Source organism: Stutzerimonas sp. KH-1, assembly GCF_054483855.1.
Genome location: NZ_CM137011.1, coordinates 313,125 through 338,314, shown reverse-complemented (window position 1 = coordinate 338,314; position 25,190 = coordinate 313,125). Strand labels below are relative to the sequence as shown.

28 protein-coding genes are annotated in these 25,190 nt (G+C 61.9%); 4 read left to right on the top strand and 24 right to left on the bottom strand.

What is annotated here, in order from left to right; translation table 11 throughout:
• Nucleotides 1-21 precede the first annotated feature (21 nt).
• Both ACX1DW_RS01735 and dapC read left to right on the top strand, forming a co-directional pair.
• The gene (locus tag ACX1DW_RS01735) at nt 22-687 is read left to right on the top strand and encodes a COG3650 family protein (RefSeq protein WP_458992649.1); all 666 of its coding nucleotides are present in this window, start codon (nt 22-24) and stop codon (nt 685-687) included.
• Between the two features lie 50 nt (nt 688-737).
• Nucleotides 738-1,934, top strand: a complete 1,197-nt coding sequence (gene dapC / locus ACX1DW_RS01730) for a succinyldiaminopimelate transaminase (protein WP_458992648.1) — start codon at nt 738-740, stop codon at nt 1,932-1,934.
• 39 nt (nt 1,935-1,973) lie between these two features.
• Here dapC and ACX1DW_RS01725 read toward each other — a convergent pair whose 3' ends face one another.
• Nucleotides 1,974-2,135, bottom strand: coding sequence for a hypothetical protein (locus ACX1DW_RS01725; protein WP_166082530.1), 162 nt, complete (start codon nt 2,133-2,135; stop codon nt 1,974-1,976).
• A gap of 14 nt (nt 2,136-2,149) precedes the next feature.
• Nucleotides 2,150-2,395, bottom strand: coding sequence for a hypothetical protein (locus tag ACX1DW_RS01720; RefSeq protein ID WP_003299068.1), 246 nt, complete (start codon nt 2,393-2,395; stop codon nt 2,150-2,152).
• A gap of 130 nt (nt 2,396-2,525) precedes the next feature.
• On the opposite strand from ACX1DW_RS01720, the gene ACX1DW_RS01715 reads away from it, so the two are divergent.
• Nucleotides 2,526-2,855, top strand: a complete 330-nt coding sequence (locus tag ACX1DW_RS01715; protein WP_026006464.1) for a thioredoxin family protein — start codon at nt 2,526-2,528, stop codon at nt 2,853-2,855.
• 339 nt (nt 2,856-3,194) lie between these two features.
• Here ACX1DW_RS01715 and ACX1DW_RS01710 read toward each other — a convergent pair whose 3' ends face one another.
• Nucleotides 3,195-3,722 (bottom strand): lysis system i-spanin subunit Rz, encoded by a 528-nt coding sequence (locus ACX1DW_RS01710; RefSeq protein WP_458992647.1) that lies wholly within the window; start codon nt 3,720-3,722, stop codon nt 3,195-3,197.
• Nucleotides 3,719-4,231, bottom strand: coding sequence for a hypothetical protein (locus tag ACX1DW_RS01705; RefSeq protein ID WP_458992646.1), 513 nt, complete (start codon nt 4,229-4,231; stop codon nt 3,719-3,721). The genes ACX1DW_RS01710 and ACX1DW_RS01705 overlap by 4 nt, the downstream gene beginning before the upstream one ends.
• Nucleotides 4,232-4,331: 100 nt before the next feature.
• Here ACX1DW_RS01705 and ACX1DW_RS01700 point away from each other — a divergent pair, with 100 nt between their 5' ends.
• Nucleotides 4,332-5,495, top strand: a complete 1,164-nt coding sequence (locus ACX1DW_RS01700; RefSeq protein ID WP_458992645.1) for a hypothetical protein — start codon at nt 4,332-4,334, stop codon at nt 5,493-5,495.
• Here the strand turns inward: ACX1DW_RS01700 and ACX1DW_RS01695 are convergent.
• The 20 genes from ACX1DW_RS01695 to ACX1DW_RS01600 form a co-directional block, all read right to left on the bottom strand.
• Nucleotides 5,464-7,470, bottom strand: a complete 2,007-nt coding sequence (locus ACX1DW_RS01695) for a hypothetical protein (RefSeq protein ID WP_458992644.1) — start codon at nt 7,468-7,470, stop codon at nt 5,464-5,466. The genes ACX1DW_RS01700 and ACX1DW_RS01695 overlap by 32 nt on opposite strands.
• 105 nt (nt 7,471-7,575) lie before the next feature.
• Nucleotides 7,576-7,857, bottom strand: coding sequence for a hypothetical protein (locus ACX1DW_RS01690; RefSeq protein ID WP_458992643.1), 282 nt, complete (start codon nt 7,855-7,857; stop codon nt 7,576-7,578).
• A gap of 3 nt (nt 7,858-7,860) precedes the next feature.
• A complete protein-coding gene (locus ACX1DW_RS01685) occupies nt 7,861-10,413 on the bottom strand; it encodes a hypothetical protein (protein WP_458992642.1) in 2,553 nt (850 codons plus the stop codon).
• Nucleotides 10,413-12,152, bottom strand: a complete 1,740-nt coding sequence (locus ACX1DW_RS01680) for a hypothetical protein (protein WP_458992641.1) — start codon at nt 12,150-12,152, stop codon at nt 10,413-10,415. The genes ACX1DW_RS01685 and ACX1DW_RS01680 overlap by 1 nt, the downstream gene beginning before the upstream one ends.
• Nucleotides 12,149-14,254: a hypothetical protein gene (locus tag ACX1DW_RS01675; RefSeq protein ID WP_458992640.1), complete on the bottom strand. Its 2,106-nt coding sequence runs from the start codon at nt 14,252-14,254 to the stop codon at nt 12,149-12,151. The genes ACX1DW_RS01680 and ACX1DW_RS01675 overlap by 4 nt, the downstream gene beginning before the upstream one ends.
• Entirely contained in the window at nt 14,254-14,724 is a 471-nt protein-coding gene (locus ACX1DW_RS01670; RefSeq protein WP_458992639.1) for a virion core protein, T7 gp14 family, read from the bottom strand. The genes ACX1DW_RS01675 and ACX1DW_RS01670 overlap by 1 nt, the downstream gene beginning before the upstream one ends.
• Nucleotide 14,725: 1 nt before the next feature.
• Nucleotides 14,726-15,187 (bottom strand): hypothetical protein, encoded by a 462-nt coding sequence (locus tag ACX1DW_RS01665; RefSeq protein ID WP_458992638.1) that lies wholly within the window; start codon nt 15,185-15,187, stop codon nt 14,726-14,728.
• A complete protein-coding gene (locus ACX1DW_RS01660; RefSeq protein ID WP_458992637.1) occupies nt 15,174-17,489 on the bottom strand; it encodes a phage nozzle protein in 2,316 nt (771 codons plus the stop codon). Before ACX1DW_RS01660 ends, ACX1DW_RS01665 begins: the two co-directional genes overlap by 14 nt.
• Nucleotides 17,489-18,058: a hypothetical protein gene (locus ACX1DW_RS01655; RefSeq protein ID WP_458992636.1), complete on the bottom strand. Its 570-nt coding sequence runs from the start codon at nt 18,056-18,058 to the stop codon at nt 17,489-17,491. The genes ACX1DW_RS01660 and ACX1DW_RS01655 overlap by 1 nt, the downstream gene beginning before the upstream one ends.
• Before the next feature lie 69 nt (nt 18,059-18,127).
• Entirely contained in the window at nt 18,128-18,331 is a 204-nt protein-coding gene (locus ACX1DW_RS01650; RefSeq protein ID WP_458992635.1) for a hypothetical protein, read from the bottom strand.
• Between the two features lie 11 nt (nt 18,332-18,342).
• On the bottom strand, nt 18,343-18,774 hold the full coding sequence (locus ACX1DW_RS01645) for a Bbp16 family capsid cement protein (RefSeq protein WP_458992634.1): 432 nt from the start codon (nt 18,772-18,774) through the stop codon (nt 18,343-18,345).
• A 32-nt stretch (nt 18,775-18,806) separates the two neighbouring features.
• On the bottom strand, nt 18,807-19,796 hold the full coding sequence (locus ACX1DW_RS01640) for a major capsid protein (protein WP_458992633.1): 990 nt from the start codon (nt 19,794-19,796) through the stop codon (nt 18,807-18,809).
• Nucleotides 19,797-19,806: 10 nt separating this feature from the next.
• Nucleotides 19,807-20,424 (bottom strand): hypothetical protein, encoded by a 618-nt coding sequence (locus tag ACX1DW_RS01635; RefSeq protein ID WP_458992632.1) that lies wholly within the window; start codon nt 20,422-20,424, stop codon nt 19,807-19,809.
• Nucleotides 20,417-20,734 (bottom strand): Bbp19 family protein, encoded by a 318-nt coding sequence (locus tag ACX1DW_RS01630; protein ID WP_458992631.1) that lies wholly within the window; start codon nt 20,732-20,734, stop codon nt 20,417-20,419. Before ACX1DW_RS01630 ends, ACX1DW_RS01635 begins: the two co-directional genes overlap by 8 nt.
• A complete protein-coding gene (locus ACX1DW_RS01625) occupies nt 20,731-22,416 on the bottom strand; it encodes a portal protein (protein WP_458992630.1) in 1,686 nt (561 codons plus the stop codon). The genes ACX1DW_RS01630 and ACX1DW_RS01625 overlap by 4 nt, the downstream gene beginning before the upstream one ends.
• Complete coding sequence (locus ACX1DW_RS01620; protein ID WP_458992629.1) at nt 22,417-22,728, bottom strand: hypothetical protein; 312 nt, start codon at nt 22,726-22,728, stop codon at nt 22,417-22,419.
• A gap of 3 nt (nt 22,729-22,731) precedes the next feature.
• Complete coding sequence (locus tag ACX1DW_RS01615) at nt 22,732-24,036, bottom strand: terminase large subunit domain-containing protein (RefSeq protein WP_458992628.1); 1,305 nt, start codon at nt 24,034-24,036, stop codon at nt 22,732-22,734.
• Nucleotides 24,014-24,298, bottom strand: coding sequence for a hypothetical protein (locus ACX1DW_RS01610; protein WP_458992627.1), 285 nt, complete (start codon nt 24,296-24,298; stop codon nt 24,014-24,016). Before ACX1DW_RS01610 ends, ACX1DW_RS01615 begins: the two co-directional genes overlap by 23 nt.
• 22 nt (nt 24,299-24,320) lie before the next feature.
• Entirely contained in the window at nt 24,321-24,479 is a 159-nt protein-coding gene (locus ACX1DW_RS01605; protein ID WP_458992626.1) for a hypothetical protein, read from the bottom strand.
• A 113-nt stretch (nt 24,480-24,592) separates the two neighbouring features.
• Nucleotides 24,593-24,910 (bottom strand): phage holin family protein, encoded by a 318-nt coding sequence (locus tag ACX1DW_RS01600; RefSeq protein ID WP_458992625.1) that lies wholly within the window; start codon nt 24,908-24,910, stop codon nt 24,593-24,595.
• Nucleotides 24,911-25,190: the final 280 nt, after the last annotated feature.

Below are 25,190 nucleotides of genomic sequence, written 5' to 3'. Positions count from 1 at the left end.
CCCCTAGCTGCGAGTTCACCGATGGCCCTTTCACGTTCCCTGCTGATCGCGCTGCTGCTGTCGCTGGCTGGCTGCCAAACCTTCTTTGCTGACCGGGCCCCTTCGCGAGTGGCCACCGAGCGCCTGCAGGGCGAGGTACGACTGGTAGACGGCCAGCTGCAGTTCCAGACCTGCCAGGGACAGCGGACACTCACGCTGCTGGAGCAGAACAGCGGACTGGCGGAAGATGCCCAGGCGCTGATGGCCGGGCAGCCGGGCCACCTGTTCGCCGACCTGCGCGGCACACTCCACCAGGCCAGGCCAGACGAAGTCGGGCAGTTTGCGCTGACCCGCGTCTACCGCCTGCAGCGCGAAGGCCACGGCTGCGGTGAGGAAAACTTCGAGCATCTGATCCTGCGCGCCAGTGGCCACGAGCCGGACTGGACCGTCAGCGTGACCGCTCGTGGCATGCTGCTCACCCGTCCCGGACAGCCACCGATTGCTCTGCCTTATCTGGAAGAGCAACTGCCCGGCGGCCAACTCAGCCTCACCAGCGAAGCCAACGCGCAACGGCTGGATCTCTGGGTTGCGCCGCAGCGCTGTATCGATAGCGCCAGCGGAGCCGTCAGCCACCTCAGCGCCGAGCTTCGCCTGGACGGCCAGACCCTGCGCGGCTGCGCCTATTACGGCGGCGGTCGCGACGACTGAAATCACGAATGCGGGGCGTTCGCCGCGCTCATCCTGAAAGAACAGCACTCATGAACAACGCCCTGAATCTGCTGCACCCCTACCCCTTCGAGAAACTGCGTGCCCTGCTTGCTGGCGTCCAGCCGCCTGCGGGCAAACGTGCCATCGCGCTGTCAATCGGCGAGCCCAAGCACCGTTCACCGGATTTCGTAGCCCAGACATTGGCGGACAACCTCGATCAGCTGGCGGTCTATCCGACCACCCTCGGCATCCCTGCGCTGCGCGAAGCCATCGCGCGCTGGTGCGAGGGGCGTTTCGGCCTGGCTGCCGAAGCGCTGGACCCGGCGCGCCATGTGCTGCCGGTGAACGGGACGCGCGAAGCACTGTTCGCCTTCACCCAGGCGGTGGTCGATCGCGATGCCGATGGACTGGTGGTCAGCCCCAACCCGTTCTACCAGATCTACGAAGGCGCGGCGCTGCTGGCCGGGGCGACGCCGCACTACCTGCCGTGCCTAGAGCAGAACGGCTTCAACCCCGATTTCGATGCCGTGCCGGCAGAAATCTGGCAGCGCTGCCAGATCCTCTTTCTCTGCTCGCCGGGCAATCCGACCGGTGCGCTGGTGCCGCTGGAAACCCTGAAGAAGCTCATCGCCCTGGCCGACGAGCATGACTTCGTCATTGCCGCCGACGAGTGCTACAGCGAGCTGTACTTCGACGAAGCCAACCCGCCGGCCGGCCTGCTCAGCGCATGCGCCGCGCTGGGCCGCAACGACTACAAGCGCTGCGTGGTCTTCCACAGCCTGTCCAAGCGCTCGAATCTGCCCGGACTGCGCTCGGGCTTCGTCGCCGGTGATGCCGAGATTCTCAAGGCGTTCCTGCTCTACCGCACCTATCACGGCTGCGCCATGCCGGTGCAGACCCAGCTCGCAAGCATCGCCGCCTGGAACGACGAGATACATGTGCGCGCCAATCGCGAGCTGTATCGGGCCAAGTTCGACGCCGTGCTGGACATCCTCGCGCCTGTGATGGACGTGCAACGTCCGGATGGCGGCTTCTACCTCTGGCCGCGCACACCGATCGACGATCAACAGTTCACTCGCGAACTGTTCGCACGTGAGCACGTCACCGTGGTGCCCGGCTCCTACCTGTCCCGTGAAGTGAACGGCGCCTCCCCGGGCGCGAACCGGGTGCGCATGGCGCTGGTGGCACCACTTGCCGAATGCATCGAGGCCGCCCAGCGCATCCGCCACTACATCGAAACGCTCTGACAGCGCACCGGGCGGTCCGGCCGCCCGGCTTCGCGATGTTCAAGCCACGCCAGGCGGGATCATATCCTTGCCATAGTCGCGCAGTTTTTCCAGATTTTCCGGCTTCATGTGCTCGGGAATATCCGCCTTCGGATGCTCCTCATGCCGGTCAGAGTCCGCTGGCTCGCGCGCATGCTCGGTACGCTCGTCGTGATCATTCATACAACGCCTCCTGTTCAGATTGCGTGCTCTTCCCAGATCAGCTGACCCTCGTCGCTGACCTCTATAACCTTAGTCAATGCGGCCTCGGCGATGGCGTCCGCTTCCGATGCCAGGTCGTAGCGACGGCCATCGGCGACCTTGAACACATGCACGTCTTCATCGCTGTCGCGCCGTTTGATGGCGATCACTGCCTCGAATGCATCCTCGGCAGGCACGGCCGAAGAAATCGCCTCGAACTTCTCGAAATGCTTGCGTGCCATTATTTGTCACCTCACCGTTGCGATTGTCATCAATGGACAACAGCACTCGCGTAAAAGGTCGAGAGCGCCGGCTGAACGACGCTGCTGCGGCAGGCTCGAACCTTTACGCGCAATCCGGAGGGCTGCCCACGTGGAAATGACCGAACACTACGCGAATATTGAACCGAGCCGCGCCGAGGTGGACGCGCTGGAAGGCCCCGTGCTGCTGGAGTTCGGCACCGCCTGGTGTGGCCACTGCCGCGCCGCCCAGCCGCTGATTGGCAAGGCGCTGACCGACCGCTCGGGCATCCGCCATCTGAAGATAGAAGACGGCCCGGGCCGGCCGCTCGGACGCTCATTCCGGGTCAAGTTGTGGCCTACGCTGATTCTGCTGGACAGAGGCCAGGAGCTGGGGCGCGTGGTGCGGCCTCAGGATGTGCAGGCGATCCAGCATGCCCTGGGCGCAACGGGACGAGACTGAGCTACGAACACTCAGGCGCCGCCCCGAGGACGATGCGGGCAACAACGCCACGCTCCGCCTCCATCGGCAGACGAGGCGTGGCATAATCCGCCGTCCAGTTTTGCAGGAGTCTTGGAGAGTTGCCCTATGTCCGAAGCTGATCAGCGGTTGCGCCTATACGGAATCAAAGCCTGGGACGCCGCACGGATCAGGCTCAACGCCTAGTGCCGCGCGGCTTTCGGCCAGTTTTTGCGCTCAAAAATCCGATCTTTTGCGCAATCTACCGCGCCAATAGAATCAAACACTTACGTTTGCGTTTTGGGGAAGGAATTTCCCCTATCTCAGCCCGTCCGGGCAATCTCAATTCCCCCTAGTTACTTCCCTCGCCCACTCCTGCAGCGCGGTCAGTTTCACGGCGCAGGCGTCGGCGTCTCCGGTGATGGCGACAATACGTCGAGCATCCTCTTCGTGAATGTTGGCTCGCTGGCTTCCATCATCCAGGCGGCTGGCGCCGGCGGCTTCGGGCACACCACCCGCTGCGGCTGGGCAACTGGCGCGGACTGACAGCCGGCGAGAGCCATCAGCCACAGCAGCAGACAGCCGATCAATTTCTTGCTGTGCATGGCGCAGCTCTCCGTATCGTTGTTGGTCGCTTGCCGCCAGCCGGCTTTCCAGATCCAGCCGTTCGGCCTGCTGCTTGAGGATCACCGCGGCATTAGCCTCGGCTACCTGGCGCAGGAATGTCTCGTGAGCCTGCGCCTGATCTGCCAGGCGCTTGCCGTAAGCATTACCCTGCCACTGCCACGCCCCGGTAGCAGAAAGCGCCATCAGCGCAAGCACAGCGGCAGCCAAGGCGATCAGCTTGTACTGCTTGAGCAGGGCGATCATCGCATCACCTCACGCACGGCAGCGGCGAAGTTACGCCCCCACTTGGCGCGGAGCTCTGCGCGTTGCTCAGCAGCGCCTCTGTCGTATGCGCCCGGGCGCCACGTCTTCAGGTACAACCGCCAGGCGCCTTCCACGTCATCCTCGCCCGGCAGGTGGCCCGGATCGCTCCATAGCAGCAGGCGAGCCAGGCCGGCGGCGAGCACGTCGTCATGCTCGATGGCAGTCCAGATAGATCGGTTGTCAGGAGCAACGCCACGCGCACGGTACAGCGCAGCGGCATGGGCTTTGGTGGCCTCATGCGTGCGAACGCCAGCCACCATCCCGCCGCCGAGCTCACCCTGCCAGAATGACCGGGCCGGGCCGTTGCCCATCTGGCGGCGGTGGACGAAGCGACTTTCCTGCAGCCCGATAGCCAGCAGCATGATCTCGGCCTCTCGGCTCGACATCCGCGCAGGCAGCAGCGCGAGAGCGGGCGCTATGGCTCGCTCCCGTATCTCAGAGAGGGTCATCGGTAATCCTCGGGCAATAAAAAGCCCCGGCTGGCGGGGCTTGGATTGTTTTGATACGACCGCTCACATACCATTGACGACTACGCAAACGGAACATGCTATGAACGTATTTAGCCGAGCGCTGCCATTTTTGGCTGCTGTGCTCTTGTTATCGCCATACTACTTTTTTTATTTCACATCGTTCGACCAGGGCAATGCTGACTCGCCGATAGCGGTGACCGTTATCAAGTTCATTGCGCTAGTAGTGTGCGTGATCGCTATTTTCCCGATGTCAATTGACAGAAAGGCAAGTTATGCAAAGCTGCTTCTGGCTTCGTTCTTTGCATGGGCCGTAGTAGCGTTTATTTTCAAAGGCATATTCAACGGATTCTCTGAGTTCTATTTCATCAACACCGTGCTCTGTGCCATTCCATTTCTTTTGATGAGGCCGAAGCAAGGTGCAATAACTCAATTCTTGAGCAGCTGCGCCATCGTACTGGCAGCGCAGGTCGCTATTGATTCCTGGATCAGCTATAGCGGGAATTCACTGTGGGATAACGGGGCATTCGTAGGCGGCGTTGGCAACCCCTCGAGTTTTGGTTTTCTATGTAACTTGCTGATCGCCTACGTCGTCCTTTACAGGAAAGGGAGATTCGTCTTTCTCGTTCCGGTGCTTGCTTACGGATCAGTAATGAGTAGCTCCATGCTTTCAGCGGTCATGCTCGCCGCTGTTCTTCTCGGCGCCCTTCTAATCCGCCTGACGGTTAAGAAGCTTATAGCCTTGTTATTCCTGCCCATCATCGCGGCGGTAGCTGCGCCATCGGCAATTACTGATCACGTGGCCTACAAGCTTGCCTCCATAGCTCCATCCGACGAGATGGAAAGCCGCTCCATATCAGTGTCAGGCCGGCTCGACATACACGCCGAATATGCAAACCGGTTCAGTGAAGAACCGTTTCAGGCATTGTTCTATGGGTTTGACCACTATATCGGGATCGATAGCCAAGTATTAACGTACATCAGCAGTTTCGGGCTGCTAATTTCAGCCTTTTTCTTTATTGCAGTCTCTATCGGAATGGCTAGTGCCTTCAAAGGAAAAGGCGAACTGAACAGGTTCGTTGCAGTCGCCTTACTGTTGTTTGCGGTCAGCTTCTTGTCGAACAGACTTCTAGACTACTTCCCTGTTGCATTTTTCCTGTTCGCCGTTTTGTCCATGCTCCGACCAGAAAGGAGAGCAATCAAACTGCAGATTCTTACAGGCGATCTCCGAAGAACTGTAAGCTGAGACGCTGCGGGTCGTAGTCGTTCCAAGTTGTGTCATCGGTCTTGCGCCGGACTTGCACAACTTCCGAAGACCCCGTGCTACCGGTGTGAGTTACTTTGATAGGATCAGTATTGTTCAAGTTAGTGATACCGCCGCCAACACTACGTTGCTTGTTGGGCATGGTATACAACCACTGCACAGTAAATTTACCTACGGCAGTTTTCAGAACGCCTTTGATATTTGCGGACTTGGACACAATTGTACACTGCTCATCAACAGCTGTGGCGCTAGCATCGAAGACCACATAACCCAAAGCCGCAGATTGTGCTTTGTCGGGGTATGTAATCTCAGGCTGCATGCCGGCACCAGAGGGGATGACCGCGCCGTTGGCGTTGTTCTTAACGTGGTTGGTCGCGCCGTTCGTAATGCTATCTCGGATGTTGAGTTGACCTGTCCACGCTGAACCAAGTGTTACCAACGTACCCACGTTGTTGGAGCTGCCAGTAATGGTGTCGATACTGATGCCGCCGATGCCTGCGCCGGTGACACCATTATCCACATACTCAAAATGCAGGCCACGGGCCACCAGCGTATCGTTGGTCATACTGATACCGACAGGGCACTGCGCAGATGTCGCCCCGGTGATTGTGGCTCCGTCGATAGAAAGCACAAAACCGCCAACCGTGCTGACTTGGTTGATCTTGATACCAGCGGTCGGGGTTGTGCCGGAAGCACCGCCAAAAATCTCAATGTCTTTCAGCGGAAGGTATGCCGCGCCGCCGTATCCATCGCTGTATTCAAGCCCATACTTCGGAAACCCGATGAGACACACCCGCTCCATGCCGCAGGTTTCCTGCCATGCCTGCGAGTAAATGCATCGGCCGTTCACGTCACCCTTGCCACGCATATCAATGAACAGGTCCACCAAGCGGCTACCGAACATGCTCGACGTGCCATTGTGGGCATGGAACATCTCTGTAGCGGTCGGCTCAAACGTATCCAGCGCCTCGATTACTGTTCCGCGCCCGTTGGCACCGTGCAGCGCGACGCGATTCGGCAGAGTGATTTTGTTGGACAGGCCAACTTTGCCGCGCAGAAGTTGAACGCGCATACCTTGAGCGCCACCGACTGCTGTCGCCGCGTAGTTGATGGCGTTTTGCAACTCAGCCGTGTAGTCGCCGCCATCGTTGCCGACGCCGAACCACTCGCCATGGCACTCGAAGTTTGTCCCGATGCGGATCCAGCGACCGGTTGCCGCAGATCCGATTACGACACCGTCATCGTCGGCAAGAGTGCTTGCCGCATCCCACTTGAATTGACCCGCGCCAAGCGTGCTCGACTCAGTGCGGCCTCGAAGGTAAGCAACGTCGCCGTCATACCGGCCCGCTCGTGCGCGAAGCGCCGCAATGCTTTTGATTGGCAAAATCACACCGCCAACCACCTCGCCGTCGACAAGGTAAGGTGTGTCGTTGGCCAGCTCGATTCGCAGCTCTGTCGAGCTATCCGTTACCGGCGCCACAACTTGCGGGTTGCCCTCAGTGTCGAAAGACAGGATTTTTCCGGCGCGCTGAGCAGCGGATGGAATTCGCGCTGGCTCAGGATCTGACTCTGCCACACGCAAGGCCGACTTGATGCCTGACTCGTGCTGCTGGGCAATCATCGTCAGCAGGTCGAAGGCGTCTTCGTGGACTTCTGCGAAGAACTTGCCCTGGTTGCGAAGGTCCGTCAGCTGAAGAATGTCGACAACACGCGTCACCTTTAGCCGCTGACCTGACGCCGGCGCCACGACAACATTGATCAGGCCTCCCTCTTCATCACCTTCGCCGCTGACCGTGTAGTCCGAATTCAGCGTGAGCTGAGAGACAGCGCCAGTCGCGTCATCAACAAGCAGCACAACCAGGTCTGTATCGTTGTTGAATTTGAACGCGATTGGGAAAATCTGCGTCACTCCGTTACCGTTGAAGCTGGCGATATTTGTGTTGGTCTGAACGGTCATGGCCGATCCTTTCGTGCGGGCAATAAAAAGCCCCGCTCATTGGCGGGGCCTGGAATTTGGGCAATAAAAAACCCGCCGAAGCGGGTCTTTGGTGTTTCGTTGGTGCTACGTCATTCGCGCGGCGAGCCAAGCCAAGGTGATCACGCCACCTACAGCCAGCCCGATCCACAGCGCGCCTTGAGTGCCGCTGCGCACAGCGACAAGCATGTCGCCGGCCGACCGAATGCGACCGTGGTACTGCTCAGCGGCTACCGAAACGGCAACCACAGATGCGAGCAAGTATGCAGCAATGACACCGTACAGCCTGACTTGATCAGGCAATACGAGGCCGACAGCTAAGGCAGCCAGTAGCGGTGCAAAAAAGATTATCGAGCCGGAGACCAGCATGCATTACCTCGCAATCCCTAGCGGGTCCAGGTAGGTCTGTGACGGCCTCAGCAGGAACTGCTGGGCGTTTTCCTTTTCTATCCGGCGTTCCATGCGGCGCAAAGCCCCCGGATTCAGGGCCTCTTGCACACTATGCAGAAACAGATAGTCCATGGCTGTGCGAGTGTAAAACAAATTCGCGAAGGGCGTGTTCTGGATGGCGAAGCGGAAGCTGGCAGCCGCCGCATCGTCACCGTCACGCATCCTAGCGAACAGGTCATACCCGCCGTCGATCAGGCCCAGCGTTGGGCCAGACAGCGACTGCGTAAGCCCGCCACCGAAGCGGTTGGCCTCACCGAACAGGAAGTCGCCATACAGGCCGAGCGCACCGCCCTGCAGCATCGCAGCCACCCAAGTCTTCGGGTCGTCCGCCGGCCGTGGCTCGCGCCCTTTCAGCAGATCCTTCGTGGCCATGGCGCCATAGCCGAACAGCGTGGTCCACAGCATCAGTTGAGCAATACCGAGCTTTTCGCCGTTGCCACTGCGCATGGCCTGGATCAGCTCGCGGCCAGGGTTGGCGCCGTAGGCACCCGGCTGGTAGCCGCGGCCGTAGAGTTCACGACCGAACGACTTCTGCAGGATGGCCACCGGAAAGGCCTTGAACTGACCCACGAACCGCAGCAGCTCGCCGGCCACAGTGCCTGGCTGGGTACCGCGGCGCATCATGGCGCGTGTGCGCGCATCTGGCTCGATAACCGCATAGCTGGCCCGATCGGTGATGTAGCTGCGCAAGCTGCCGCGCAGTTCCTCGCGCAGCTCACCGATGGCAGCAGCATTGGCCGTGCGACCCTTACTGGTGAGGTAGCCGGCGAGATCCGCATCCGCGATATCGTCGATGCCCTGAGTGGTCATGTACTCGCGGCCGTCGGCCAGCTTGGCGCCAGTGTTGCGCACCAGGTCCCACTTGCCGGCATCGAAGTCGAACAGCTCAAGCGTGCGCCGCAGGTCAGGGTTCATCTGCTCCCAGTTCAGCGCGCGGTTGTAGGCCAGGTGATGGCTCATCATCAGCGCCGCGGTGCTGCGCATGGTGTCAGTCCACCAGGTCAGGCCGTTGAGCTTGAAGAACAGCTGCTGGGCGCGGCTCATCTTGCCGCCAAGCGAATCGTCGGCACTGAACTTGCTTACCACTTCCCCGCGCACGCTATCGAAGAACACGCCCATCGAGGACAGGATCTCGCGCTGCTCGGCCGGCTTCTTGCCGGACAACATGCCGCCGATCAGCGTGCCCATCGAGCCCAGCATGCCCTTGCCCTGATAGCGCATTTCACTGGCAGCCACCGGAAGGTCTGTAACGGCAGAGATCACCGCACCGCCCAGCTTGGCCATGGACTGCCAGGCGCGCAGGTTCGCAGCGACGCGGGCGCCGGTGTGATTCACCGCGATGCTAGCGCTGCCATCGATCTCGGCAAAGCGAGTCTTGAGCATTCCGCGGCGATCATCCTGGAAGCGCCGCATGGCCTCCGGATCTTCCTTGAAGGCCAGCTGCAGCTCGTCAAGCGCAGCCTCGAAGTTGCCTTCAGGATTGGTGCCAAGCCGGCGCATGAGTCCGGTGCTTTGTCCAGAGCGGTCCAGGCCGCCGAGGAATGCCTCGCGCAGCGAGCCCGTGCCGTAGACCTTGTTGTACTGATCCCAGGCAACGCCGTCCTTGAAGTGCAGGACGCGCTCGGCGCTGACCTTCTTGGCCAGGTTGCGCGGGCCTTTGAAGCCTGTCGGCTCCGGCGTCGAAACCTTCAGGTGCACACCGGAAACCAGATTGTTATAGGTGGCCAGCAGGAAGCCGTCGACATCTGAACCAGCCTCAAAGGTTCGCTCGTCCAGCAGCGGAAGGATCTCGTCGCGCCACTGCTTGAAGCCGGCACGCTGCAGCTTGTACGGGTCATGCGACTGGCGCACCACGTAGCCAGGCAGCTTGCGGATGAAGGCGCCTGCACGGTTGGCGTCGATGCGCGCCGCCTCCTGGTACTTCTGCATGATCTTGGCGATTGAGACCGCCTCTTTGCTCAGTCCATCCAGAGGCTTGTCCATGCCGATACGCCAGAGCGAGTCGGCTATGTCCTGATCCAAGTCGCCGCGAGTCAGGAAAGGCAGCAGCCCCTCCTTTTCGATGTCGTTGAGGAAACCGGCGATATATGCCTGGCTGAGCTGTTTTTGCTCGGCCGCGACCGACCGGCGCGCGCCAGCCCGGGCAACGTTGGTGCCGACAAGGAAGGACTCAAGGCCGAGGTCCGGCCGATCTGACCAGGTGCTGCGAATGTAGCCGACCAGTTCAGCGCGACGGCGGGCATTGAGCAGGGCATTGCGCTTCTCGATCACGGCGGCCAGCTTGACTTGGTTCCCCATCTCGTCGGCGGCACGCATGGCCGCCTCCTCAAGCCCCAGCATGCCATCAGTCGCCTGCAGCTGCTTGATGCGTGCCTGCAGGTCGCCAACGAGCTCTGTCAGCTCTTCGAGATCGAGCTCGCGCCCCGCAGCTTTAGCGGCAGCCTGGATGGTATCGATGCAGTCTTGAGCAGCCATTACGTCCTCAACTGACAGAGTGCTGCGGCCCGGTAGGCGGCGGCGTAGGTTTCAGCGTCTGCGGCCAGCACATTTGCATCGCGCAGATAAGGGGCGACGTCGAGACCAGCCTGTGCGGCGATCTCTTCGGTTAGTGCCAGCTCGTCTTCCAGCATCTTCTGTGCGCCGGGAAGATCGGTTCCGTCCAGCATTTTGGCAGTTTCGTCTGCGGCATATCCGGCAATTTCGCCTTCCGGGTCGGCAACAGTCTCGACTGGCTCCTTGACCCGCTGGAGTGCGGCAGCGCGCTTTGCGGGGTCGGCCAGGTCGAAGATGGCTTCGACATTGACGGGTCGGCCGGTGACGGACTGCGCCACCGCGGTGCGCAATGCTGTCTCGCGGACTTGCCACGGAGCAGCCTCGGCTTTCGATCTGGCCGTCTGGCGCAGGTCGAAACCGCTTGCGATGCGATTGGCCTCAGCGTCGATTCGCTCTTGGTAGCGCTGCGGGATCTCGCCGCGCTGAAGGGCGTTTAGCTCTCCGCGGGCAATTTCAGCCTGCCGATTCACATCAGTGGCAGACTCAAGCTCAGCTTTGCGCTCATTCAGTCGCTGACGTTCTTCGGCAATCGCATCGCGCGCAGCGCGCTCGGCCTGCTTGCGACTCATCCGCTGGCCCTGGAATTCCTTGGCGCGCGCTTTGAACGTGTCGTCCAGCGTGTCGAGCGTGCGCTGGACTGCTGCCTGCTCTGTCCGAATGTCACGCACGTTTGGCAGACGGCCGGCAGCAACCTCCGACAGTTCGGCCCGGATCTCAGGGATCAGCGCCTCACGCGCTTGCCGGCCTGCATCCTCTGCCAGCCTGACACGGTCAGCCGCAATGCCACGCTCGAGCGAATCACGCAGCGCGAGCATGGGGTTCTCGTCCACGCGCAGCGCAAACTCCTGCGCTGCCGCCCGTGGCGTAGCCGTGACACTTGGCGCGACTTCTGGCGCCTCGACTTTCACCGAGTCCAACAGGTTGCCGCGACGAAGGTCGCCGAGCAGCCCGCCAGCGCTGTGCAGGCCGCCACCCAGGGCAGACCCGAAGGCAACGTTGAGCAGGCTATTGGTCAGGTCGTAATCAGCCTGGTCGCGAGCCGACGCGTAGAGGATCAGCGGCTCTACCATCGCGGCACCGACCGCACCCTCAATCGCACCGACCTGCGCCCGTACCGCTGCGCGAGCAGCCACGGACTGCCCGGCGCGGGCCAGCATCGACGCATACCGCGCCTCGCCGACGATTGGGACGAACGCCGACGCAACGTTGATCGGATCGAGTACAGATGCAGCGAACCCAGCCAACAACTGAACCGGCACAGTAGAGGCCGGCGCGTTGTCCAGGATGAACTTGCGCTTGGTCTCCTCCCGCTTGCGTTCGATCAGGATGTCCAGCGCTCCGGCACGAATACCGGCGTCATCGACGGTCAGGTCGAGGCCTTCTTCCTTGATGCGGGCGCGAGCCTGTTCGGCGGTCAGCAGCGGGGTTTCCGGCTCGGCGCGGACAGCGGGCGAGGTATACCCCCGCGCGGTCATGGCCGGGCGAATCACGGCGCCCTGCTCGGCCTCCGTGAGTTCGTTGATGCGCCTGGCCGCATTGGTGGGGTTCTCGAACATTGCCTGATCGAAGGCCGCCTCGGCCGCATCAAACTGGCCGGTGACAACGTCATCAAGCAGGTTTCGATCGCGCCGAACAACCAGGCCTTCGGTAAACAATGTCATCGCGCAGACCTCGTTTTGCTGTAATCAAGCATCCTGCCTTCAGGCATAACTGGATCGCTCACCGGAACAACCCGACGCGCCACAGCCTCTGTCGTGAGATCGTCGAAACTGCGTGTTACCGGCTCGCCTTCCTTCGTCAGCACCGCCTCGCCGCTGTAGTACAGCGCAAGGCCGCTTTCATCCGGCAGGGTGACCCAGTAGCCGTCTTTGCTGATCGCGGCTTTCACACGGTCGCGGGCGAAGGTCTCATCCACGCCTTTCGGTACCGCGAATCGAAGCGTCGACGGATCCAGACTTTCGATGGCGCGCTCGGTGCCGGCCTCGACCATATCGGCATCAAAGGACTTCGGAACGCGATAGGTACCGGCCAGGGTGTACTTGTCATCGATCAGCGATTTCTTCACCAGGCTGACCGCGTCCTTCGCGCTCTTGCCCTGGCTCATGTAGGCATAAGCAAGGCGCTCGGCTTCGCTATACAGCGTCGAGAATGTGCGCTCGCCGCCAACCTGGCCGGCCAAAGTCATGCGGAAGTCGGTCATCTCCTCGGCCAGCACCTTCTTCGCGTCACTAGCCTCGATACTGTCGAGCCCAGCCTTCAGTTCGGACGTTTTCAGCGGAGCGATTCGCGCGAGCATCGCCGATGTCTGCGGGTCGACGCCCGTGCCGATCACCAGCGCTGCGCCTGGCAGCTTGTCCTGCAGCTGCTTGTAGACAGTGGGCCAGTGCTTGCCCCACTGCTGCTGCAGCTCTTCGATGATCTGCGCGGAGTTGTTGCCGCCGTCCGCTGTGTTCTCGAACGCTGCCGCGATACCGGCCGCCTGCTTCTCGCTCAACAGCCGCGGCTCAGGCGCCCCGAGGCGCTGCTGCTCAGCGAGCATGGCCGTGGCATAGGCCTCGACGGCAGCAGGGTCTCCGCTTGCAGCGTCCTCTGCCGCTTTGCGCAATAGAGGACTGCGACTGGCAACGTAGGTCGCCGGGTCGCGCTGCAGCTCATCGCCCAGGCGAGAGGCCGTGTTGACCAGCTGGCCAAACAGCTTTGCATCGACTGCGAAACCTTCGGTTGCCACGCCATCGCGCGCTGGCATGAATTGGTCGATCAGTTTGGCGCGCTCGTCCGGCGAGGCCATGGCAACCTGGCGGATAGCCGTTCCGATGTCCTGCGTCTTGACGAACTGCGCATAGCGCTCTGCCCCCTCCTTCGCGCCGTAGGAGGCCACGAAATCGGAGGCGGTGGGCGGGTTGTCGAAGTCATACCCCGACAGATAGGCCGACTGCGCGTCAGACACGCGACTCGACAGTTCAGCCCGGGCGATCGCCTGCATCTGTCTGGCTTCGATCTCGCGCGCCTTGATCTCGCGGTCGATAAGGCGGCTGATCTGCACCTGATCCTCGGCGGTCATCTGGTCCTGGGCGGACTGGAAGTAGCTTTTGGCCTTGTACGGATCATCGTTGACCATGCGCGAGATCACGGCCGAGGCCATGCCGCTGTTGGCCTTGAGCAGATTGGCCTGCTGCATCTCGGCTGGCAGCCCCTTGCGCTCTGCCTGGGCCTTCAACACCGCCGCCATCTTGTTCTGGTAGTGGGCGATCTTCTCCGGGTCGTTGTAGTTGAGCGCAGCGCCCTGCATGGACGTTTCGATCTGGCCGCGGTCAACGTCGTCGTAGTACTGCTCTCGCTCGCGATACTCGTAGCGGTTCAGGTCATTGTTCAGCGACTGCCGGCGCCGCATGACAATCTCGGCGTACCGGGCGCGCTGACGCTCGTTCTTCAGCGTCTTGGCGACCTGCTCCTGCTGCTTCTCGAACTGGCCGATGGTCTGGTTTGTGATGTCGAGTGCTGCAGCGCCTTTCTTGGCGTACACGCCGTTCTGCGGATCGAAGAAGGTCTGCTGCTGCCACTGGTCGAGCTGTTGGTCCGCCGCCATCAGTGCCGCGGTATCGGCCTTCTCCTGCTCGCGCATAGCGAACTGCTGTGCCGCCTGGCCGATCTGAGCCAGCCCGCGCTGCAGCCCGGAGTTATCCGGCCCCTGCCCGCCGACTGTTGGCGCACCGAGGCCGCGCTGCTGTACCTGCGGGCCATCAAGAGTTGGGATTCGAGCCATTACCTACCCCCGGCAAATGAGCCGAATGCGCTGCCTACGCCGCCAAGGATTGAGCCCGTCGCGGCGCTGCGAGCGTTGCTTTGAGCCATGCGCCCATTCATCAGGTCGTTCTGTGCGCCGACGCGGTAGCCCCACGCCTCGCGTGCAGCATTGTTGGCGATGGTCAGGGCGTCGAACTCGCCGAAGGCGGCCGTGTCGTCCTGAATCTCAGCAGCGGTACCGCTATTCACGTCGATGCCGTTCGCGGCAAAGCCCGTGCGTTGCGACCCGATCAGCTGCCCGACCTGGCGCCGGTAGCGGTCAGCATCGACCGCGCCACGCTTCTCGGCATCCCGCGCCGCTGCTTCCTTGTAGGCTGCGTTCTGCTCGGCCATCGCCTCCTGAAATGCGCCCTGCTGCCTGGCGTTCTGTGCGCCCATCATGCCGCCGGCGAGCGACATTGCGATTGGAATAGCTGCCATCCAGCACATATCAGGCGCTCCGAGTCATGCAAAAGGGTTTGAAGGGCATCCCCAGCGGGCCGTAGCCCACTGGTTCGCCAAAAGTGAAGCCGAGCCATTCCAGCCAGCGAATGGCAACGGTGTTGCGCACGTCCACGAAGTTCAGCAGCGACTCGTGCCGCGTCAGCATCTCCTCGACTTCCGGCTTGCACACCTGCAGGAAGGCCCGCGGGTAGCGCTCGACGTGGACGGTGCTGATCAGCCAGGGAATGCCCGTCCGCCCGTCGTGCGCGGTATCGCCGAAGATCGCCACGACATGGCCGTCCACGACGATCTTCGAGGCCTTGCAGCAGTCGCTCAGGCCATCGGCAATGGCCGTGGATAGGTCGATCTGCAGCGCACCCTCGATCTCGTCCCGGTCAGCCTGGCGGATGATCGGCAAGATGCCCGGGATATCCGCTTCGGTTAACGGTAGGACTTCAGCCTTTGCCACTGATGGTGATCTCCGGGATAAGCGCAAGGATGGTGAGCGGAAGCGGGTCAGGCTGCTGGATGTACACGCGGCCAGACTCCTGCCACACCGATTGGATCTTCAGCTCGGTGATGCCGGTCGTTGCCGCAACCGGCGAGTCGTAGGTTTCCCGGTACTCGGGCTTGGTCTCGTAGAGCTTTGCGCCGCGCTTCGGCCCAGCCCAAAAGTTACGGGATGCCTCAAGGAACGCCGTCACGCTCGTGATGACCTTGCGCTTGTCGAGCTGAGTGGCCGACGACTTGTCTGCCCAATCGATTTCAAGCGTTTCCATCTCAGCCACATACGGCAGCCCGGCATGCACTACGGCCGACGCGTGCTGCAGGTTGATGGAACCACTCGATACGACGCGCTGCGGATGAACGTCGCCATCAGTGAGAACGGAAACCGTTTTCCCTTCGAGGTGGTCAAGGCCCGAGATTGTCTCAGCCATCAGCGCCCAGTCACTCACAGCAACACCGCGCAGGCTTTCCGGGCAGATCTCAAGCAGCTTGGCGGTAACCACGGTCGACGAGGTGTAGGCCGTGACCTCGACGCGCACCATCTCTGTGCCGGCGCGCAGGCGATAGGTGCGCCCCACGCTGCCAGCGCTGAACGGTGCGTGACCTGCTGCAGTGACAGTCACCGTCTGCGGATACTTCCAGTCGGTACCGCCACTAAGCGCCAAGGTTGCCGCTGCGTTCTTGTTCCGGCCGTCATAGGTCAGGCCGCAGTCCACAAAAAACGCATCCTCAGCGTCTTCGATGTCACGCGCTGCCATCCGCTCGACGTAGCGCTTCGTGACGCCGTTGATGGTGCGACGGACGAGCAGATACAGCGCGTCCATCTGGCCCTCGGCAATGCTGCAGACCGACTCAACGAAACCGTCCGTGTGGTGCTGATGCCAGGCCAGAAGCTGCTCTTCCGGCAGGAAGGTCATGCCCAGCAGGGCTCCATCGTCACGCGCAGCCCACACAAGGCGGTCCGGGATCTGCTGATAGGTCCAGTCGGTCAGCGCGTGTCCACGGAAGAAGTGCGGCGAGAACTTGGTCAGGTCGTCCCCCGCAAAGCCATCAGCCTCGAAGGTATACGCCAGCGAGGAAACCGCGTTGTTGCGCTGCTGAACGTAGATGGCCGAGTCATTGATGACGATCGGCGGAATCTTCGACACGCCGTTGTAGCTCTGGATCTCGGCCTTGACGGTCTTCGGCGTGATGCCGTTCTCGCTGCCAGAAATGACCCACTCGCCACCCGACGTCAGGCCAAGCAGCTGCCGCAACGGCAGGATGTGGCGGAACCGGTGAACCTGGCGCGAAGCGATAGTGAAGGTAATCGAATCGTCGTCCTTCACCGGCGTGGCATAGCCGAAGTTCTTGAAGTTGCCGGTCTTGCTCATCCACACGGTTTGCGGCGACAGGTCGCTGCCAGCGAAGCACAGGCGCTGCTGATAGTAGCCAACGGCGCCTGGGTAGTTCCCGGTCCCTACGAACGGATTGTTTCCCGTCGGCGGCGTGTCGGTCTTGACCGGCGCGATGTTGATGTCGTTGAAGGTCAGCCCGTCGGCCTTGCCGATGAAGCCGTAGATCCCTGAGCTGTTCGAATCCTTGTAGACGTTGTAATAGTCGGCACCAGTGACTGCAGACCAACTCAGCGAAGCGCCGGCCTTGTTGTCCCAGCTATCCACGGTGACCGATGCAGATGGCAGGCTTTCTTCCGGAACCTCACTGTCGGCCACGGCGGTGACAACGTAGCGGTAAGTCGTGGTGTCTCCAGATCCGCCAGAGCGTGCAGAGCCGGAAAGACCGGTCGGCGCGGCAATGCTCGGCACGAAGCTGATGGTGGCCAGCGTCCAGTTGTCATGCCCAAGGCGCGACAGTTGCCGCGGAGCGTGCGCTGGGTGAACGATGGTCATAATGTCCGCCGACTGCGTGTAGTTCAGCTCAAATAGCTGCGCAGCGGTGAACGGCGTCGCGATCTCATACGGCACGCCTGGACTCGACTCGATGATCCCGCCGTCCTTGTAGACGCGCATGTAGAGGTTGCCGAACTCGAGGACGTAGGTCTGCTCGTCGTTGAACTGGAACGGGATCAGGCGGGCCACCCCGCTGCCTTTGGTCTCGTTCACGAACACGGTGCCAGGGCGATTCTTAACGCCGCCATAGGGCATGACGAAGAAGTTCGAGCACAGGCGCAGACCGGTCTGGTAGCGGGCCAGGTCGACGCGCGCATAGAGCGACGGCGCCAGTTCGCCGGCCGCGAACGACGGCTGAATGGTGGATGTGCCCATTAGTTGCGCGCCTGTATGAACTCGGATTCAGGGGTTGGCCCATCCTCGACTTCTTCGAAGGCAAGCGCCTGAGCCTGGCTGATGGTGATCTGATAGTTCTGCATGGCTGCCTGGTAGTTCTCAGGCTTGGCCTGCAGCCCCATTGCAAGCTCCGCAGCGAGCCGCCACGCGAGCGCATTGGTGAACATGGGCGAGAAGTAGGTCGTGTCCTCGACTCGCGCGGTGTAGGCGATTTCCGCCTGCTCCTGATTGGTCACGATGGCGCGACCGCCAGAGGCGTTTATCACCTGGTACGGAATGCGGTCGTCTGCCCGCGGCATGACCATGCCGGGCACGGTGATGCGCCGGATCTGCAGGCAGTCGGTCGGGTAGCGATACCGATAGGTCCAGTTCTGCGGAGGCGAGCCGATGTCTGCGAGAGCAACACGCGCCTCTGCAAACGGCCAGGGGAAGGCCTGCAGCACTTCATCCCGGCACAGCTCGTAATGGAGCGCGCACAGCTCGGCCGCTTTGCTCTGCTCGTCGATCGAGTCGATGAACTGGTTCTGCCCGATGCGGGTGAGCGCCATGTTGCAGATTTGGACGACACTGGCCATGCGATCTCCGGAAATGAGTAGGGGCCCGAAGGCCCCTTGGTGTTACGCGTCCGGAAGGTTGTCTTCCGGCTTTTCTTCAGGCTTGGCGGCCGGCTTGGGGCCGGGCTTTGCCTTGGCTTCTGGCTTTGGCTTGTCGCCCACCTTCGCCATCCAGTTGCCCAGGTCTTGCTCGCCGCTGATGTCGAACTCCTCGCCGACATCGCGCAGACGGCCGTAGAACCCGGGCGCCGTGGCTTTAACGCGCATGGGCTACCTCCTTACAGCAGGTCCGGGTAAGCGCGCTGGTAGTTGGCACCGTCAACGATCTGGGCGTTGAACGAACCAGCGGTCAGCGGGCCGGTGCCTACGGTGAAGTAGGCGCGCACGTAGCGACGCATGCCCGGAGGCAGCGGCAGGAAGAACTGCTTGCCAGCGGTCAGCTCGGCCAGCGGCACGGCCTTGGTAGCCACGACATCAGCGAAGGAGCTGTTGTCAGCCGAGTCCTGCACCGAGAAGGTGACGGTGGCTGCGCCTGCGGCCGTGGCCGTGGTCAGCACGTCGAACTCCATGACCAGCGGGGTGCCGGCGCCGATGTCACGGCCGATGTTGGCGTTCTTGGTAGCGCCCGCGTCAATCACATCGGTGGACGCAGCGGAATCGGTCACGGCCTGGCCGGCAGAGACCTGGAGGAAACGATCGATGATCGCCATGTGAAACTCTCCTATGTCAGAGGCTGCGCGGCTTAAACCACGCGAGCCTCGGTGTTGAGGATGGCGTCAACGCGCTTGAACGGAACACCGTCGAAGGTCATAACCTTGCGGCCTGCGACCTCTTCCATGTTCAGCCAGACGTTGGACTTGTTGGCGATCTGCCGACGCAGGAAGCTGCGCACGGTACGGTTGCCGTAGAACACTGGGCGGCCGACACGGGCGTTCGGCAGCAGTTCGATGGCCTGGACCATCAGGTCGATCAGGTCGGCGCCGGCCGATGCGTTCTTGGTCAGGGCAGTGACATCGACGTTGGCGATGCGCACCACGTAGCGCCAGTCGCGCAGGGTGAGGCCGGCGTTCCACTCGTAGTGAGTGCGGAAGCCCTCGTAGCGGCCGCCAGCGGCGTCGATCAGGGTTTCTTCCTTGTTCGGGCCAACCTTCAGCCCGCCAACGGTGCCTTCCGGATAGATGCCGTGGATAGTGGTCTCGTCCCAGCAGCACAGCCAGATCGAGGTGTTGTTGGAGCCAGTGCCGCCCGCATCGATGATGTTCTGGCCGTTCTCGGCGCTCTTGCTGTTGAAGCGCGGCGCGAGGCCGGTGATGCGCTCCGGGTTCAGCGAGGCGTCGCCGTAGATCAGCTGGGTGGCCATGTTCTGGTTCATGCCTTCGAGGAAGGCCTTGTGCTCGGAGAGCATGAAACCGGACTTGTCCTTGGCCAGCTCGACCAGCTTGCGGTCAACCTCGGCGTAGCTTTCCAGCATGCCGGTGCCATCGCGCACCTGCACAGTGGTCGACTTCTCGGGCTGCACGCCGTAGTTCAGCTTGCGCCAGGTGCCTTGCGGCAGGCCGGAGCGGATGGTGGTCTTGTGACCGGTGCCGTCGTTGGCTTCCATCCAGGGCATGTCGTCCAGAATCTCGTTGGTGCCGTTCAGCAGCTCGATGATCTTGGCGATTTTGCCGTCCGGGTCCTTGCGCTTGGCGAGATCCGCCAGCGTGGGGTTAGTGGTGCTCAGGGTTGCCATGTGTCAGTCCTCAACTCAGTTTGATGTCGCCAAACAGCACGTCAGCGGTACGCGCGGATGGCTTCTGATTGCCGCCCATCACGAGGTTGTCCTCGCTCAGTGCCTTGCCAATGCGATGACAGAACTTGACCAGTTCGGGGTGGTTACCGATTCCGGTCTCGCTCAGCAGGTTGCGCAGTTCGGGGCTGCCGAATTGCTCGATGGCCTTCACGGCGGTTGCCACGCTCTTGTCGTAGTTCTCGCCACCGATCTCCTTGTCCGCCTTTACGGCGTCGGCCCATTGCTGCGCCTGTTCGGCCAGTTGCTGCTGCTGCGCCACTGCTCGCTTTGCCTCGAGCTGGCCCTGGAGATCGATCAGCTTCTGTGCGGCTTCCTGGGTGATGCCAAGCTCTTTGGCGATCCCCTTGAAGCTGTCGAGCACTTCGGTGTCGAGCTCCATGCCATCGGCAAGGGAGAAGTCGGTGTATTCAGGCTGCGGCGGCTGGCCGGTGTCCCCTGGCTTGGCCTCTGCGGCAGGCTCCGGGGTGGCCGGTGCTTGCTGAGGGGCTTCGACTGGGGCTCCGGACTGAACGTCTGTCGCTGCGCTGGTGGTTGTTTCCGGGGCGCTGGCTGTAGTCGAGTCAGTCATTGGTTTCCGTTTCCTCGGGTTTGCGGGCGTTCTCTGCTGCCATTACCGCGAACTGCGCGGGGCACAGCCGGTCGATCTCGCCCAAAAGAAAAAGGCCGGTATCTCTCCGGCCTTCGTTGAAGTTCATCACGCCGCCATGGGTGTTGAAGACGGGCTCGAACACCTTGCAGCGGCCCATGAGGCGCCACACGAAGCGGCGCCCACGCGGGTCGTCCATCAGCCACTTGAAGTCGGCTGCAGTTGTTTCGCGGGCAAGCCGCTCCTCTCGCGCTGCATCTTTCAGGGCGCGTTCATCGCTTGCGTTGGTCATTGGCCTACCAGTGCTGTCAGTGCGCTAGGGTCGGTGACGTTGGTCTCGGACAGGAGCTTGGCGCCTTGAATGCCGGCGCTCATCTGCTCCATCGCCTGCTGTTGCTGCTGGGCTTCGGCGCGTTGCTGGCGTAGCGCTGCAACGTCCTCATCCGAGCGGATCATGGTCGGCGGCACCCCAAGCATGGCGGTGTACTCGTCGACGGCCTGGTCGAAGTCGATCTTGTCGACGATGTCAGGCTGGATGCCGGCGAGGTTGCCCGCGAAGCTGACGGCGCGCTCGATGCCTGCAACGCCAAGGGCTTTCTGCGCCTGAGCCAGGATCGACACGTACTCGACGTTGAGGTCCATGCCGGCCAGCTCTTGCGGAGGCGGCGGCAGCATCGGATTGCCAGGCAGCAGACCAGTCCACCGCGGCACCGACTGCTCGAGCATCATGCCGAACACACGATCGATCAGCGGATCCAGCAACTCATCGTTCATGCGCTCGAGCACCGGGCCGAGCATGAGCATCTTCTCTTCCTTGCGCGCAGCGATCTCAGTCGCGGTGCGCACGTCGTCCATCGAACTGATCATCAGGAACAGGTCGACGAAGAACGCGGACTCGATACGTTGCTCGTGCGCCTCGATCTCTGCCCGCAGCGCCGAGTAGGCGGACGGGTTGATCTCGTGCAGCGGCGCGAACTGCTGGCCGATGTTGGTCGTGTCCAGGTAGGTGATGTCGCCCGGCAGGATCGACGCACGCTGACCACGCAGCGAGGCCGGCGCACCCATTGGCGGGTTGACCAGCTTCTCCAGCATCTGCGCCTTGCGCTTCTCCATCAGCTGCAGGGCTTTGGTATCACCCAGCGCGACTGAGCCAGGACCGGCGCCATAAACGTTCTCACCGTTCACATCCCAGCGCGGGACCATGATCGGCGAGTTCTGGAAGCCAGACTGGCGAAGCACCTTGTCCGCGTCGCCGCCCTTCTCCCAGTACACCGAGCGAATCGGCATGTTGCGATTGTCTGGCCGCGATGGGTCGCGCTCGTCGTTCGGCTCGACTGCATGGCAGACATCGACCCAGCCGTCCGGGTTGTTGTCCAGCATCGTGCGAACAGTGCTGCTCAGCGCGTCCTTGCCGAACTGCTGGGCCATCTGCCGCGCCGTCATGCGGAACTCGCGGTAGAGCGTGTCCACCTGCTGCCTGGCGCTCGTGGCGGCCATGTAGCTGCCGGCCGTGAAGTTGTAGAACCGCACGAACTCGTCGTCATCCGGCATGCAGGCGATCGCGCCGGTGCCGAATGCGCCCTGCTCTGCGTAGAGCGTTGGCAACACGTTGTACAGGTTGGAGCGTGCGAACACGTCCTGCAGCACCTTCTCGGCCTGGTGCAGCCAGGACTTGACCGGCCCGAACTCCATCAGCGCCGCATCAGGTGTTGCCAGCTTGAACCACGGCCTCGATGGGCTGGTCATGCCCGAGAACATGCCAGAGGCCAGGATCTTCAGCGAGGACCGCCCTGTCGAGTTGATGATCAGCTGATCGCGGCGCTTGCCTTCGTTCGCATCGGTCGCATTCCAGCGCCCCATGTCCGGAGCAATGTGGTCGCTGATCTCACGCCACAGCGGAAACCAGCCCCGGTCGCGCTCCAGCTTGAGCTGAGAGAGCCGGCGATCCAGCCGTTGACGCAGAGAGTCAGCCATTTACGCCCCCAACAGAGTTTTCTGCCCGGTGTTTGCGGAACCAAGCCCGCCAGTCAGGATGGTGCTGTTCTGCCCAGCGGCAGCAGCGCGGCGGCGGCGCTCGGATTCACGAGCGGCCAGCACGCCCGAATCAACCTCAGTCGGCGCCTCGGGAGCAGAAGCCACCTGCGTGGCGCCGATCTCTACCGGCTCCTGCACGAAGCCGTTCTCATCACCGAACACGGACGGCAGACCAACCTTGTCGAGGATCGCGTCACCGCCCATCAGCGGGTCAACCTTCTTGATGATCTTTTTCAGCTTGCTGCTGCACATGGGTCATTGCCTCGCAAACGGGTCGTAGTCGCTCAGCAGCGCAGAGCCGTGAGCGTGTGTGTAGTCGGATTTCTGCACCGGGAAGGTGAAGGTCAGAGCAAGGGCGTCTGCGATGTCAGGAGACGGCAGGCCGCGGGCCTTGATGTCGTCCTTGGCCTCAAGCTGGATCTTGCCGGCCTTGTCATAGCTGTAGGTCGGAGTCGCCAGGTCCTGCTTGAGCCTGGTGTCGGACGGGATAACACCACCCTGCCTGATCCAGTCAGCCATCGAGTACCACATCTCAGCGCGCTTGTTCTTGAACCGCGGGTGCCCAGCAGCGCCGCCGAAATGAACCTCGATGACGTGGAAGCCAAGCTGCCGGAGGCGATCGATAACGCCCTGCCCGTGCCCTGCGTCGATGAACACGGCATCAGGCTTGTGCTGGGTAATCTGCTGCGCCACATGGCCGGCGAAGGTCATGTTGTCGATGCCCTGCCACACCAGCGGCGGGAACGAGCCGAGCCCCTGGCGCCGCATGATCACGCACGAGTCATCGCCATAGCGGGCAACGTCAACGCCCAGGACTACAGGGGCGAAGCTGTACTGGTCCTCACGCAGCGTGCGGCGACTTGAGTCCTCAACCTCCGACAGGCTGAGCAACTGGTCATCACCGGCCGCCGAGAAGTCACACAGGTACTCGCGGGCGAATGCGTTCTCGCTCATGTCAGTGCGTAGGCGCGTGACCTCTCCCTCTTCAATCGCCCTGGTGTCGTACACCGTGTAGCGGACGCTCAGCCAATCCGCCTTGGACTGGCCGTCGAAGAACAGCTTGGAGAACAGGTTGAGACCGTGCGGCGTACCGATGAACAGCGCCCAGCCCTTGCGGTCGGACAGAGCCGGCTGGACCACCTCCTCCCACAGTTCCGGCTTGATCTGCGCAACCTCATCGATCACACAGCCATCGAGGCGCAAACCGCGCATTGCGTCGGCGTTGTCGCCACCGAACAGACGGATCGTCGCGCCGTTGTGTGGAAACCTGATCCACAGCTCGGACTCGTTGACCTCGACGCCAGGGATCTTCAGGCAGTAGTGCTTCAGTCGCAGCCAGGCGATTGCCTTGGCCTGCTTCAGGTATGGCGCCACGTAGGCAAACAACCCAAGGTCCAGCTGGAACTGCATGGCCTTGTCGACCAGCTCCATCACCGCCAGCTCAGTCTTGCCCGCCCGGCGATGCAATGCGCACACCGTGAACCGCTTGCGCTTGCTGTGAACCTGTTTCTGCCACTGCCTCGGCCGGTAGCCCAGATCAATCGTCTGTGTCTGAGCCATGAGGAACACCCGTCACTACGTTGTATGTCATGCCGCCCGAATGCTCGAGCGCCTGCTTGGCCTTGCCATAGCCGCGATCCAGCAACTCCTTGACCGCCGACACACGCGCCGCATGGGGCGCCTCGCCGTCACGAACGATCTCTACCAGAGACTTGATGGCCTCTTCACCGAAGGACTGAGCAATCTCCTTGATGTCGGCCGTCACTTTGTTGCGGCTGCCAGCCGGTCGGCCAGCGCCTGCACGCTTTCCGCCTGCTGCCATTTTGATTTCCCTTGATTTTTTATCAGGAAGCCGGAACCAGCTTCATCCAGTCGAAGGAGGTGAAGATCGCAACGGTTACGCCATCGGAACCGATGAACTTCAGTCCGTCAGACCCGAGCGTGTAGGTGTGCGCGGTGATCTGGTGCTCAACGCCTATGGCGTGAACGATGTATGTGCTCATGCGGGCTCCTAAGTTGTCTTCGCCAATACCGCCACGCCTCCATCCCCACCATCAGGCATACGCATGCTGTGAGGTAGAGGATGATCAGGATGGCGAGGGGGCGTTTCATGCGGTCACTCCGGGCGAATGCCGGCCTTCTTGGCGAGCCACTGCGTATAGAGCCCACCAGCCACATCAGCGCCGAGCACTGCGACGACGATGCCGAGGCCGCCGGCCATGTAGATCTTCGAGCCAGCAGCCAAGGCGAGCATCAGCGTACTCATCCCCAGGAAGCCGGACGCACCGAATCGCAATGCCACCCGCTTGGTGATCTGGCCCATCGTGAGGTCTTCGCCGGATGCGCGCAGCATCTCTCCGGAGAGCCCTGCCATTGAAATCAGCACGAGCAGCCAGAACGGCATGTCCGCGAGAGTCTGCTGCTCTGTGGTCATAGTGGAGTCTCGTCAGTAATAGGTCCGGCCTCACATGCGCGTGCGATCCGCCTATGAGCAAGGAGGCAGGCATGGGGCCGGAATAGGGTTGCACTGCATTGCACGTTAGGCCGCTTAAGCTGCCTTGGCTTTGCACATTAGTGCGCGATGCGGTGCGAATTGGTGCGCCGGGTGGACGAGCCCTTGTCTAGCCGTTCGCGCATAACGACGAAGCCCCGACCAGATTGCTCTGTGCCGGGGCTTCATTTGTTCAGTGTCATTCCTTAACGCGCAAGATCGT